Annotated in this window: 14 protein-coding genes; 7 read left to right on the top strand and 7 right to left on the bottom strand. The window is 61.5% G+C overall.

The window, feature by feature from the left end:
- From F3H98_RS25390 to F3H98_RS25380, 3 genes are all read right to left on the bottom strand, one after another.
- On the bottom strand, positions 1-1,679 hold a 1,679-nt coding region (locus F3H98_RS25390), incomplete at its 3' end, for a formate--tetrahydrofolate ligase (RefSeq protein WP_149762434.1).
- An 83-nt stretch (positions 1,680-1,762) separates the two neighbouring features.
- Positions 1,763-2,224: a BRA0787 family protein gene (locus tag F3H98_RS25385; protein WP_149763126.1), complete on the bottom strand. Its 462-nt coding sequence runs from the start codon at positions 2,222-2,224 to the stop codon at positions 1,763-1,765.
- Positions 2,225-2,380: 156 nt separating this feature from the next.
- Positions 2,381-4,090: a trimethylamine N-oxide permease gene (locus F3H98_RS25380; RefSeq protein ID WP_149763125.1), complete on the bottom strand. Its 1,710-nt coding sequence runs from the start codon at positions 4,088-4,090 to the stop codon at positions 2,381-2,383.
- A gap of 391 nt (positions 4,091-4,481) precedes the next feature.
- Here F3H98_RS25380 and F3H98_RS25375 point away from each other — a divergent pair, with 391 nt between their 5' ends.
- From F3H98_RS25375 to F3H98_RS25350, 6 genes are read left to right on the top strand one after another with little or no spacing between them, the layout of a single operon-like run.
- Positions 4,482-4,799: a hypothetical protein gene (locus tag F3H98_RS25375; RefSeq protein ID WP_149763124.1), complete on the top strand. Its 318-nt coding sequence runs from the start codon at positions 4,482-4,484 to the stop codon at positions 4,797-4,799.
- Between the two features lie 10 nt (positions 4,800-4,809).
- Positions 4,810-5,190 carry a hypothetical protein gene (locus tag F3H98_RS25370; RefSeq protein ID WP_149763123.1) on the top strand — a complete coding sequence of 127 codons (381 nt, stop codon included), beginning with the start codon at positions 4,810-4,812 and terminating at the stop codon, positions 5,188-5,190.
- Between the two features lie 12 nt (positions 5,191-5,202).
- Entirely contained in the window at positions 5,203-5,370 is a 168-nt protein-coding gene (locus F3H98_RS25365) for a hypothetical protein (protein ID WP_188130556.1), read from the top strand.
- 12 nt (positions 5,371-5,382) lie between these two features.
- Positions 5,383-6,780, top strand: coding sequence for an APC family permease (locus F3H98_RS25360; protein ID WP_149763122.1), 1,398 nt, complete (start codon positions 5,383-5,385; stop codon positions 6,778-6,780).
- Between the two features lie 48 nt (positions 6,781-6,828).
- A complete protein-coding gene (locus tag F3H98_RS25355; protein WP_149763121.1) occupies positions 6,829-7,524 on the top strand; it encodes a hypothetical protein in 696 nt (231 codons plus the stop codon).
- 17 nt (positions 7,525-7,541) lie between these two features.
- Complete coding sequence (locus F3H98_RS25350) at positions 7,542-7,802, top strand: hypothetical protein (protein ID WP_149763120.1); 261 nt, start codon at positions 7,542-7,544, stop codon at positions 7,800-7,802.
- A 12-nt stretch (positions 7,803-7,814) separates the two neighbouring features.
- Here F3H98_RS25350 and F3H98_RS25345 read toward each other — a convergent pair whose 3' ends face one another.
- The gene (locus F3H98_RS25345; protein ID WP_149763119.1) at positions 7,815-8,540 is read right to left on the bottom strand and encodes a helix-turn-helix domain-containing protein; all 726 of its coding nucleotides are present in this window, start codon (positions 8,538-8,540) and stop codon (positions 7,815-7,817) included.
- A 147-nt stretch (positions 8,541-8,687) separates the two neighbouring features.
- A complete protein-coding gene (locus F3H98_RS25340; RefSeq protein ID WP_244621886.1) occupies positions 8,688-9,320 on the bottom strand; it encodes a DUF6931 family protein in 633 nt (210 codons plus the stop codon).
- A gap of 228 nt (positions 9,321-9,548) precedes the next feature.
- On the opposite strand from F3H98_RS25340, the gene F3H98_RS25335 reads away from it, so the two are divergent.
- Positions 9,549-10,073, top strand: coding sequence for an OmpA family protein (locus F3H98_RS25335; RefSeq protein ID WP_149763118.1), 525 nt, complete (start codon positions 9,549-9,551; stop codon positions 10,071-10,073).
- Between the two features lie 138 nt (positions 10,074-10,211).
- Here F3H98_RS25335 and F3H98_RS25330 read toward each other — a convergent pair whose 3' ends face one another.
- Together F3H98_RS25330 and F3H98_RS25325 are read right to left on the bottom strand one after the other, a co-directional pair.
- Positions 10,212-12,545, bottom strand: a complete 2,334-nt coding sequence (locus F3H98_RS25330; protein WP_149763117.1) for a peptidoglycan DD-metalloendopeptidase family protein — start codon at positions 12,543-12,545, stop codon at positions 10,212-10,214.
- Positions 12,542-13,045, bottom strand: a complete 504-nt coding sequence (locus F3H98_RS25325; protein ID WP_149763116.1) for a DUF1036 domain-containing protein — start codon at positions 13,043-13,045, stop codon at positions 12,542-12,544. The genes F3H98_RS25330 and F3H98_RS25325 overlap by 4 nt, the downstream gene beginning before the upstream one ends.
- Between the last annotated feature and the right edge of the window lie 6 nt (positions 13,046-13,051).

Below are 13,051 nucleotides of genomic sequence, written 5' to 3'. Positions count from 1 at the left end.
TAGAACAGCCCTTCGATCTGTCCTTTGCCGTTGAGGAAGATCTTTTCGGATGAGGGTGTTTTGGGCAGGCCTGGCATGGTCATCACCTCGCCGCAGATGACCACCACGAAGCCGGCGCCGGCCGACAGCCTGACCTCGCGCACCGGCACCGTGTGGCCGTTCGGCGCGCCCCTCAGGTTGGGGTCGGTCGAGAACGAATATTGCGTCTTGGCCATGCACACCGGCAGGTTGCCGTAGCCGGCCTGCTCCCACTGGTGCAGCTGGTCGCGCACGCTCTTGTCGGCGATCGCCTCGGAGCCGCGGTAGATGCGCTGCACGATGGTGTTGATCTTGTCGAACAGCTTCATCGAGTCGGGATAGAGCGGCGCGAACTGCGAGGCGCCCGATTCGGCCAGCGCCACGATTTTGTGGGCCAGCTCCTCGATGCCGGCCGAGCCCTTGGCCCAGTGCTGGCACAGGATCGCCTCCTCGCCCATCTCGGCGACATAGTCCTTCATCGCCTGGATCTCGGCCTCGGTGTCGGAATAAAAGTGGTTGATCGCCACCACCGCCGGCACCCCAAACTGGCGCACATTCTCGATGTGGCGGCCAAGATTGGCGCAGCCCTTCACCACCGCCTCGACATTCTCCTTGGAAAGGTCTTCCTTCTTCACCCCGCCATTCATCTTCATGGCCCTGACGGTGGCCACGATGACCGCCGCGGCAGGCTTCAGCCCGGCCTTGCGGCACTTGATGTCGAAGAACTTTTCGGCACCGAGGTCGGCGCCGAAGCCGGCCTCGGTGACGACATAGTCGGCAAGCTTCAGCGCCGTGGTGGTGGCCACCACCGAGTTGCAGCCATGCGCGATGTTGGCGAACGGGCCGCCATGCACGAAGGCCGGGTTGTTCTCCAGCGTCTGCACCAGGTTCGGCTGCATGGCGTCCTTCAAAAGCACCGCCATGGCGCCGTCGGCCTTGAGGTCGCGGGCATAGACCGCTGATTTGTCGCGCCGGTAGGCCACGATGATGTCGCCCAGCCGCTTCTCCAGGTCCTTCAGGTCGGTGGCCAGGCACAGGATCGCCATCACTTCCGAGGCCACCGTGATGTCGAAGCCCGCCTCGCGCGGGAAGCCGTTGGCGACCCCGCCGAGCGAGGCGATGATCTCGCGCAGCGCCCGGTCGTTCATGTCCATGACGCGCCGCCACACCACGCGGCGGGTGTCGATGCCGAGCTCGTTGCCCCAGTAGATGTGGTTGTCGATCAGCGCCGACAGAAGGTTGTGGGCGGTGGTGATGGCGTGGAAGTCGCCGGTGAAGTGCAGGTTCATGTCCTCCATCGGCACCACCTGCGCATAGCCGCCGCCGGCGGCACCGCCCTTGACGCCGAAATTGGGTCCGAGCGAGGCCTCGCGGATGCACACCACCGCCTTCTTGCCGATGCGGTTCAGCCCGTCGCCAAGCCCGACCGTCGTCGTCGTCTTGCCCTCGCCGGCCGGCGTCGGGTTGATCGCCGTCACCAGGATCAGCTTGCCGTCCTTGCCGCCCTTCTTCGAGGCGATGAACTCCGCCGAAACCTTCGCCTTGTCGTGGCCATAAGGTAGAAGATGCTCCGTCGGAATGCCAAGCTTCGAACCAACCGCCTGGATCGCCTGCTTCTTGGCGCCGCGCGCTATCTCAATGTCGCTCTTAACGTCGGCCATGGGGTTATTTCCTTGAATATGGAGTTGAAGTGCAGGGTTGAAGAAGAACCGGACAGGGTCGGAGCACCGCAGCGGCGAAGCGTTCACAAAGCGCCGCAGGCGCAGGCGTCGGCGGTTTGCGGGGGAGGAGCCGGCGTGATCGCGGGGCGTTGCCTTGCCGCCTGGCGTTCGCCGTGCACTGAAAGCATCAATCTTGCCCAGTGCGCATAACTGTCTCCGCGTTCGGCGACAGGCGCATCCTGCCAGACGGCGCCGATCAGATCGCGGGTCCGCAACGGGACGAGATCCGTGCATTCGAGCATCCGGGTGAAAATTTCGATGACCGGAAACAACTGGCCTTCGACCGCCACGAGCGGTTCCCTGTCATTCAGATGCTGGTCCTCCAGCAATTCCAGCGCGTCATGAAAAGCATGGTGGAGCAGGGTCGGGGCGTGCCCCTGGTGCAGATCGGGCAATTTTTTTGGCATTGCGTCGCTCCCCTCATCGACTGCAGGCATCTTCCGGATATCTCCCTCCAACTTAATCAGGGAGAAAAATATTTGCATGGCAGTTAAATTACGATATTGCCCTATGCAGTCAATGCGCGATTTCGGTTGACTGATAGAAGACGTCTATCGATCTCGGGTGTGGATTTGCGATCCTCTGCCCAAAAGAAAAGACCGGCTCGCGCCGGTCTTTAGAAGAACATATCTGGGCTTCGTTCAGAAAACGAAGAACCAGTTGGCGAGCAGCACCACCGCCAGCCCGGTAACGAGGGCGAGGTAGGGCAGGATGCCGGCCTTCCTGACCTTCAGATCCTGCTGCCGGATGCCGAGATCGTCGAGCATGTGTTCCGGAAACTTGCCGCCGTCCTGAATGTAATGGCGGAAGCAGAAGACCGGGATGATCAGCGCCGCGGTGAACAGGCCGGCCCACAGCGCCATCGGGTTCCACACCTTGGCGCCGGCGCCCATGAAGATGGCGTTGACGTAGGCGAGGACCGCACCAGCGGCGATGAGGAAGGTCGGCGCCCTCCAGGGCCGCGCAATGTGGCCGTTGTCAATGCGATGAATCCAGCCGGCATTCAGGTTGAGGAAGTTGAAGATGATGTATCCGCAGTTGGACACTGCGAGGATGAAGAAGAAGCTCGCTGCGTCGGCGGAGGCAATGGCAAGCACGATCAGGTTGACGACGAGGTCCGTCCACATGGCCCGGGTCGGCGCGCCATGTTCGTTGACGTGGCTGAGATACTTCGGCAGCCAGCCGTCGACCGAACCTTGGTACAGAGTGCGCGAGGTACCCGCCATGGCGGTCATGATTGCCAGGAGCAGCGCCAGGATCATCAGCATGACCAGCAGGCTTTTTATCAGCCCGCCGCCGCCGACCATTCCGGCCAGCGCGTCGGCGACACCGGAGCCGTCTACGATCGGCGTCGCCAGCATGCCGTTGAGGCCGAGCACACCCTGGAAGGTGAACGGCACCAGGATGTAGAGCAGCATGCAAAGCAGGCCGGAATAGAAGATAGCCTTGAAGGTGTCGGTGGCCGGGTTCTTGAATTCGCGCGTGTAGCAGACGGCGGTCTCGAAGCCGTAGGTGGACCAGGCGGCGATGAACATGCCGCCCAGCACCAGCGTCCAGCCGGCAATATTCCAGGCGCCGGGCTCAGGTGCATAGGCTGCGGCCAGCGGTACGATCGGCGAGTAGTTGTCCCAGTTGATCTGTCCCGTCAGGATCGGCACGACGCCGACAATCAGCAGCGGCACGATGACCAGGACGCCCACTACTTTCTGCACGTTGGCGGTGCCGAGGATACCGCGATGCTGGATGGCGAAGGTGAGCAGCATCAGGAGCACACCGATCCAGAACGTGGCGTTCAGGGAGAAACTGACCGGCCCGAGCGAGTGGCTGTAGAGCGTCCAGTTGCGGATAGCCGGCGTCGCAGCCGCGGTAACGGCAGCGACCGCGTCAGCGGCGCTCGCGCCTGCATTGGCGGCAAGGTACTGCAAGACCTCCGGAGAAGTTTCGGTGAAGCCGGGGATTGGCGCCAGCGCGTTGAGAATATAGGCCGCCGCAATCGAGCAGCCCAGCGAAAGTACCGGCGACCAGGCGAACCAGTTGCACCAGACCGAAAGCGGCGCGACAAACTTGGAATAGCGCAGCCAAGCGGTCGCGCCGTAGACCGAGGCGCCGCCCGACTTGTTAGGGAAAAGCCCGGCGATCTCGGCATAGGTGAACGACTGGACGAACCCCATCAGCATAGAGAAGGTCCAGATCAGAAATGCCACATTGCCAGTCGTGCCGGCGATGCCGCCGATGGAAAACAGGACGAGCGGCGGTACGCCGCTGGCGACCCAGAAGGCCCCGCGCCAGTCGATCGTTCGATGAAGCTGACCGGTTGCCCCGGCCGGCATGGTGTCAGTGTAAGCGCTCATGAAATCGGTTCCCCATTGTTTTAGACAAACCCCCTCTGCGCGCCCCGATCTGCGCCGGGGTCGCTCACTTGGTTTCCTCTCAGTCTTGTTTTTTTCCTTGTGATAAAGATTGTCCCATTCGATTACGCCGTCAAGCGATTTGTAAAAGCGTCATCCAAAACGCACCGGACTTTGCCTGCACGGCTCTGCTTCGAGAGCTTGGCCATATTGGGAGCGGCCAGTCTCATACATTTGGCGCGGCTAATTTTCCGCGCTGCAACAACGAACCCTTGCGCCGCAACACAGGCTTTGCTTGACAGTTCCCCGGCTTTTCCAGATATTCCTCTTGGGCAAATAGTTTTCTGTACAATCAACGAAAAGCCCGCTGTCGTTCAGCCTCAGGGAGGGGAAGATGGACGCGACACCAGGCCAGCATGCTGGCTCGATGACTCTTGACGAACGTATTGACAAAATGCACGGACGCGACCGTCTGGGGGCAATCGCCTTCGTCGCGGTTCTCTGGATCACCATCCTTTTCGCGCTTCTGGTCGTCTGGCCGCATATCACAGTGCCCGGGATCCGGATGATCCTTGTCGCTGCCGGAGCGCTTGTGCTGGTGTTCAACACCGCGGCCATCGTCGCGATGCTGCGCCACTATGGCCACGACAAGCACTTCATCTACGGTCTCGACCTGAAGCATCTCGACGAGATGCGCAGCCGCCGGCGCTAGGAGCACACCAATGGCATACCAACCGCCGAAACAAGGTTTCGTCGCCCAGATCGTCGACGTTGTCGTCCTGCTCGTGCTGACGGTAGGAGCACTTTATCTGCCGCTCTATCTCGGGCTCGCCGGCGCCACCAAGACACCCAATCCGATCGAGAATCCCACCTGGGAGACGCTCAACCAGAATGTCGTCGAACAGCAGCAATGGGCAGCCCTCGGCATTACCGACCCGGCAGCAGCGAACGACATTGTCACCGCGCGCTTCAACTACGACTTCAGCTGGACCGCGCTCATCGTCATGGCGGTGCTGGTCATCGGTTACTTCGTCATGGTCGTGCGGCTTTCCGACAAAGAATACCGCGAAGTGATTGACGAACGTTTCGGGCCGAAGCGCTAGGGGGAGGTGGCGATGGATATGTGGAACATACTGGAATATGCGGCCTGGGCTCTGTCGGTGTTGTTCGCGGCGCTGATGCTCGTTGATCTCGCCCGCGTCGATTCCACCTACGACAACGACCTGCTGACCTCCTCGCGCGAAGGCGAGATCGAGGCCACGCAGGAACGTCACCAGATCTGAGGGGAGCGGGCGATGGCAAATGTGACATCAACGGCGGCGGCGCCTGAAAGGCTGCAGCTGCTGCGCGTGCTCGGGCCTGGACATGTCTGGGCGCTCGGCGTCGGCATCGTGCTGGTCGGCGAATACATGGGCTGGAATTTCGCGATCGGCAAAGGCGGCATGATCGCCGGCCTGGTCGCCTGTTGGGTAGCCGGGCTGCTTTATACCTGCGTTGCCATGATCGATTCCGAAGTGACGTCGACCGTGGCCGCCGCGGGCGGACAATATGCCCAGGCAAAGCACATCGTCGGGCCGCTGATGGCCTTCAACGTCGGCCTTTTCCTGGTCATGGCCTACACCATGCTGGAGGCCGGCAATGCGATTACAATCGGCTTCCTCCTCGATACGGTGGCCGGCATGCAGGGCCATTCCGGGCTCAACCAGCAGCCCTTCATCATCCTGGCGGTGATGTTCCTGGCCTGGCTCAACTATCGCGGCGTACTGGCGACGCTGACGTTCAATTTCGTCATCACCGCAATCGCGTTCCTGGCCATCATCATCCTGTTCCTGGTCGTGCAGTTCGGCGGCTCCAACGTTCCTCTCGATTTTTCGGCGGTGGCCGAAGAGCCGTTGCCATATGGCTGGGTCGGCATCATCGCCTCCATCCATTTCGGTCTCTGGTATTATCTCGGCATCGAGGGCACCTGCCAGGCCGCCGAGGAAGTGCGCTCTCCTTCGCGCTCTCTTCCTTACGGCACCATGGCTGGCATCATGACGCTTCTCATCGCGGCGACGCTGACCTGGTATGTCTGCTCCGGTCTCATTCCGTGGGAGTATCTCGGCCAGGCCGGCACGCCGCTGTTCGATGCGGCGCGCGTCACCGGAAGCACCGGCCTGATGGTGCTTTTGTTCATCGGTACCATCTTCTCGACGCTCGCTTCGGCCAATGGCTGCATCAATGACGCATCGCGCGCCTGGTTCTCGATGGGCCGCGATCGCTACCTGCCGATCTGGTTCGGTGCTGTACATCCCGTCTACCGCACGCCCTACCGGTCGATCGTCTTCCTGGTGCCGATCGCGCTGATCTTCGCCCTCGGCGCGCCGTTGGATCAGGTCGTTACCTTCTCTATCCTGTCAGGACTGCTCGGCTACACGTTCATGTCGTTCAACATGGTGATGTTCCGCAGGAAATGGCCGCTCGAAACCATCAAGCGCGGATACGTGCACCCGTTCCACCCGCTGCCGGCGATCGTGCTGCTGGTGCTTTGCGCAACCGCCTATATCGCGGTGTTTCTCGGCTACGGCACCCAGCTCATCGCGATGATGTGCTTCTATATCGTGGCGTCGCTGTGGTTCCACTTCTGGCGCTATCGTTTCGTGCGCCGCGGCGACCAGTTCACGATGCCGTGGCCGCGCCCGCAGGGCTACTGAGCAGATGGAGGCGCGGCGCAGCATGAAGCCGCGCCTCGGAACATGCCGATGAGCACCACCGCAGCGCTCCTGATCTTCGCCGCCGCAGCAATCGCGGTGCTGACGGCAATGGCGCTGCGCGAACACCGCGGCATGCTGGACCGGAGAGGCCGCCTTCTCGATTCGGCGGCTGGCCTTTTAGCCGGCGGCAAAATCTCGATCGCGCGCGACGGGTTTCCCGTTCTCAAGGGCCGCCTTGCGGATGGCCGCCAGATCAGGATCGAGCTGATTGCCGACACGCTGGTCTTTCGGCGGCTGCCGCAGCTCTGGCTCAAGCTCACGCTCGCCGAACATGGCGAGCGCCGACGCCCTTCGATAGGGGCGCTTTCGCGCCCGACCGGCGCCGAGTTCTATTCCATGGTCCATGACCTGCCGGAATGGATCGCCCCGCCGCAGACGGAAGGCTCACTGCTGATGCGCGGCGACGGCCGCGCCGCAGATGAGGATATCGAACGCGCCACGGCGATGTTCCGTTCGCTGTTCCGCGATCCGGCCGTAAAAGAGGCAGTGATCACGCCGCGTGGTGTGCGTCTCGTGCGCCAGGCAGCCGAGGGCGATCGCGGCGCGCATCTCCTGTTGCGACAGGTGCGTTTCCCGGTCGGGGAGATTTCTCCGGCGCTGATCCGCCAGGCGGTCGGCGAACTGGAAGCTTTGAGCGCAACGCTGACGGGCGAAAAAGCCTCGTGTGCGGAACTCGTGGCTTAGATGAAAGCGGCAGCGCGATGAAAAGACCGATCAATCCCTATATCGTCCTGGCGCTGGCGATCGTCCTGCCGGGAGCTGGCCATGTGGCGATCCGCCAGGCCCCGCGCGGTCTGGTCTTCGCTTTCTTCGTGCTTTTCTTCTCGGTGCTGACTTACATGACGACGACGCCGGACCAGTCCTTCGTTGCGCGGCATGCCGGCGGACTGTTCATCTGGGCGCTTTCCATTCCGGATGCCTATCGGCGCGCCCGCCTGAGCTTTGTCATGGCAAACGCGTGATCGCGCAGGCTTCTATTCCTGCCCGCCGCCCTGCCGGTAGGAGATGATCGACAGGTAGCGGATCGGAAGCTTGGTCAGTTCGTCTGGCCCGTGCGGCGCATCCGCGTCGAAGAACAGGCTGTCACCGGGAAGCATGCGGAAAAGATTGCTGCCGTGCCGGTACACCACCTCGCCCTCCAGCATGTAGAGAAATTCCATCCCGTCATGCTGGAACGTCGGAAACACATCCGAGTTCTCGCTGAGCGTGATGAGATAGGGCTCGACCACCACGCCGGCGGTGTTGGAGCCGATGTAGCCTAGCAGATTGTACTGGTGGCCGGCACGCGTGCCGCGCCGTTCGACATCCACGCCTTCGCCGGCTTTAACGAAGACGGCGTTGCGATCTTCCTCGAAGCGGCGGAAAAACGAGGTAAGGGGTACGCCGAGCGCATGCGACAGGGCTTGCAGCGTGGTCAGTGATGGCGACGTGATGCCGTTCTCGATTTTCGACAGCATGCCAAGCGAAATGTTGGTGGTCGCGGCGAGGTCGGCGACCGTTATGCCGAGCTTCTTGCGGAAGGCACGAACTTCGTGGCCTATCGCCACCTCCAGCACCTTTTCGCGGGTGTCGCGCGTCGCATGCGGGTCTTGCTTCAGGGGTGCCTGCTTGGGCGGGGGCGACGCCGGGATTTTCGTCGGCGCGTCTGCGGCAGATCGCTTGTCGTTGTTTTTGTTGGTTCTTGCCCGTTTTCCCGCCATCGTTCCCTCGATCAAAAATTTCACCTTAGGTAAACATAATCGCCATGAGGTTCAAGACTGCGAAAGGCTGCCTGCTCGGAAGGTTAATGCCTGAATGCAGTTCGCGGGAGGGTCTAATGACCAGCGGGTCTGTTGCGGAAGTTCGGCTCAAGACGGTTCGTCCGACAGGTTGCGCGCGCCTTCCATCTCGGCCAGGTGGATGCCCATTTCAACGAAGGCAATCAACATGGAAAGACGGTCTGCGAGCGCGACCCGCGCCAACCCTGCGAGAATTCCGGCGTTGACAGCGCGGGCGGTCGCCGACGACGCCTGGGGTGATGTTTCGTCGCCGTAGGCACTCATGCCATTTTGCCCCGCGGCCAAGGCGATCCAGACGGCGGGCGTTCTCTGCCCTACGGCGCTCGCCTCATTTATGGCGGCGTGGCTTCTATGCTCGAGCGGCTCGCTGACCCAGTCGTGAACCAGCGCCAACAGCCTGTGATCCTGCTCCTCCAGCAATTCCGTCAGGTGGTTCAGGCACTCGTGGCCCCACCAGACGGCGGCGCGATCCGGCAGCAGATACGCGCAAAAGGTCACCGCCTCCTCGGGAACTTTGCTGGCGAGGAGTGAGCGGCAGAATTCGAGCGAGGGCTGGTCGGTGGGGGTTGCTTTCATATCCTGGGAGGCGGCGGGATATGCCGCAAACAGATCCCTTGCCGTTTTGAATCGAAGCCCGTTGACCATGGCCACGATACCTCCCCAATTTCCCTCGACGACTTTCGCGCCGTAGATGATCGCCATCCCATCGGCGATCGCATTGAAGCGTATCCAGCTTTTGCCTATGTCGCTACGTCCAAAGCAAATCTTGTTGAATGATCATAGTAACTAAGGAAAACGGTTGAAAGATATCGTTTGCCGGCGTTTGCATCTGTTGTCGACACCTGCGTTTTTGTTGACAGAAGACCGTGTGAGATTTAAATTATACGTTCCCGTCTGCTGCTAGTCAGATTTCAAACTGGAGACACCGCGATGCGGACAGGTACTTCGGTCTTGGTGTTCGTGTCGGCACTGATGTCTTCAACTGCATTTGCCGATCCCCTTCAGTCTTCCGATGAAATCATCAAGTTTTTTGCCAACGCGGCCGACCTTGGAGCGTCACGTGGGATATGCGTCGGCACCGAGGACGAATGCAAAAGCAAGGCTCAGAAGCCCGTGCAGACAGGGCTCGACATGCTGGTCAATTTCAACCTCGATTCTTCGGAGCTGGCGCCTGACGCCCGCGCAAAACTCGCCGAATTCGCCAAGGCGCTGCAGGACAATCGCCTGAAGGCCCATGCGTTTGTTGTCGAGGGTTATACCGATGCGTCCGGATCGACGGTCTACAATGACGGGCTGTCGCAGCGGCGGGCTCAGGCGGTGACCGCGTTCCTCCTGGCAAACGGCATCGAACCGACCCGTCTCAGCGCCATCGGTCTGGGCGAAACGCATCCACGTAGCGCCGATCCCTATGATCCGGCCAACCGGCGGGTCGAGATGCGCATCAAGGTGCAATAGTTCTCAGGCTAGCGGCGGTTGTTCGCTCGACGCGAAAGATAGACTTCTCGACAAGAGCGGAGTGCATTCGGGCTGAACCGGGCATTCCGCTTTTTAGCGTGTCCTTGCGCGCCAAGCGATTCCGCCCCCAGCAAATGCCTAGATGGTGTCCGTGACTGAAGTCACGATCGCACTGATTGCGTTCTTGAACTTCTCGAACTCGGGCGATGTCTGCCGGACTTCCTTTGTAATCGACGTTGGTTGCGATGATGGCGTCCATGTGCTCCGGCTGCGCATCTTTCTCTCCGCCCAGTTGGCGACGTAGGCGGCATTCTTGCCGGTGAGGAATGGATTGGCCTGGATCACCGAGGCCCCGAGGAGATCGATCAGCATCGCGTCGCCGGATGCCGTCAGTACCTGATGGGCGCCCTCCATGCCAAGGAAGTGGCAAAGGTACAGCCGGCCCGCGGTGATCTGGTGGCCGCGCGCCTTGAGGTAGGCTTCGCCTTCGCGTGCCAGGTTGCGCACCATTTCGCGTGAGATGGTCGGGTCGAAGCGCAAGGCTAGCAACTCGGTCTGCGAAAGCGTTCGCGCCAGGTCCGGCCGGTAGGTGTTCATCATCCTGATCCAGGTAGACGAGATGAACTGACCGAGACCCGTTGCCGAAGACAAAGGATTCTTGGCGCGGGCGCTGCCGCCGCTCTCCACTTGGATGATGCGATTGGTCAGCAGTTCGACGGAGGAATCGTCGGACGCCATGACCGTGACCGTGCCCAACGGGTCGATGGCGTCGTTGTACTGATAAAGCTCGAAATGAAGATGCGGCCCCGTCGACAGGCCGGTCGTGCCGACATAACCGATGATGTCGCCGGCCTTGACGGCGGTGCCGACGCCAGTGTTCGGCGCGAAACGCGACATGTGCGCATACCGCGTCTCGCGACCGTTGGCGTGCGAAATCCGCACCAGATTGCCGTAACCGCCACCGTCTCCTTCGAAGGCGATCTGGCCATCGAACGCAGCCACGATCGGCGTGCCGATCGGTGCTGCCCAGTCGACACCCTTGTGAATCCGGACCGTGCCCAGGATCGGATGTTTGCGCGGCCCGAAGGTGGAGGTCATGACGCCGCTGACCGGCGTCACCATGCCGTTGGTGACGGTCAACGAGCGAACCAGATCGTCTCCGGTGACGCACGCGAACTCGCCGTCGCTTTGCTGGAAGACAAAGCACTCCAGGGTTTTTTCGCCACCCAGGACACCCACATAGAGGACCCGTCCCGTGGCGCCGTCCTTGCCGCGCGCCGTTTGCGAGTAGATCAGCACCAGGCGCTCGTTGAAGGTGGCGAAGGCGTTCAGGTCCTGGCCGCGCGACAGATACATGATGGCTTCGCCGATCACGCCGGTCGGTACATTGTTGCGCGCAGCGGTCGAGTAGATGGCGTCCAGCAGCCGGTATTGGCGCTTGTGCGGACCTTCATCCGGCGTGCCGGAGTAGTTGAACAGATCATCGCGCACCCAGGGATCGACACCCACCACGAATACCCCTGCCGCATTGCGCGCCATTGTGCCGACATAGACGTTTTTGGCGTAGATCGAGACCTGCATCAGGGACGGCGTGATGGTCTCGCGTCTCGGCCGGAAACCACGCAAGGCGACGACATAGCCCGGCTCCAGGTTTTCGCGATTGAATAGCGATTTCAGCGCTGCGCCAACCAGCTTTGCGTCATCCGAGGAGAAGTGCGCTTCGAGCGCGACACTGTCCAGGGTGCGATTGTTGAGGATCTTCACGAAGATATCCTCGGTCGCCTCGAACCGCTCGAATTCAGGCGTAACCGTCGCGACGCTGGTGTTGTTTTCGACCGCGGTTTTCTGAAAAGCGGGAAGGTCGGCTTCACCCGCATCGATCGTCTCGCCCCAGCCGGCGCTCGCGTCGTCCAGCGCTGCGGTCTCCGCAACGGAGGTCGAAGGGCTCGTATCGCCGGCGTCCGGCGAAGGCACCAGGTCCATTTCCAAATCGTCAGCAGGGGAGGCGGGAGCCGAGCGCTGCGCCTGGAAAAATGCAAAATCCTCCTGCGAGGAGGGTATCGTCGTCATGAAACGTTCGCTGGAACTTAGCATCGCATCCGAAAGAATCTCGAGCTGTGGTGAGATCCCCGCCTGTTGGAGTTCGGCCGGCCGGGTAATGGTGCGGCCCTTTGTTGCTGCGCTGCTGCCTTGCGAAAGCTTGATCCACATGGGATCGCCAGCCAGGTCGACGATCGCCGGCACATAGACCGATGCGTCCGCTGGCACCTCGTCGGTTCCCTCGACCGCCTCCAACTCTTCGTTCACGTCGCCGAAGGACCAGTAGTCCGCAGTGAAATACAGGGCTGCGGCAATCGACAGTGCCGCGATAACTCCCAGGCCAGCGAACAGCCTGCGCCAGCGCGCCTGCCTGCGCCGCGCCGCGAGCGCCTGTTTCCGCAGCCGGAAGCTGACGTCGATGTCGTGCGTCATGGACTTCGCCCGGTCAGGAAGAAGGTCCACCGGATCTGCTGGAGCGTATCGACTTCGTAGAACCGTTCCGCGATGTGGCCGCGCTGCCAGCATTCCTCGATGCCGCGGATGCTGAAGCGCCGCCGCTCGACGCACATCTCTGTTGAGCCGTTCAGGATGGCATTCCCAAAGACGTCCGTCGCGTAGATGTAGATGTAGCGGTTCGCCAGTTCCTCGCGGATGACATTGACGCATTGGTTTGCGCCGATCGTCCACCAGCCATCCGTCTGGAACGCTCCTCCGATTTCCTGGCCGACCGAAAGGTTGACCACGTCGAGCGTCTGATTGCAGACGGTGAATTCAGCCTGCGCGCGCTCCGAGGCAAACAGAACCAGAAAGGCTGAGGCCAAGGCGACAATCGCTCGCCGGACCGCAAAGGCGAAGCGTGCGGGGACCAGCACGGCCGGCTCTGCGTGGGCTATTTCAGGCTGGCTGGGAGTGCGCGAGCGACGGAGTTCCATCGGTGT

It is taken from the genome of Neomesorhizobium albiziae (assembly GCF_900114255.1).
In the GTDB taxonomy this organism is placed as follows: Bacteria; Pseudomonadota; Alphaproteobacteria; order Rhizobiales; family Rhizobiaceae; genus Neomesorhizobium; species Neomesorhizobium albiziae.
The sequence above is the reverse complement of the archived record's forward strand: the minus strand, read 5'-3'. Positions and strand labels throughout refer to the sequence as shown.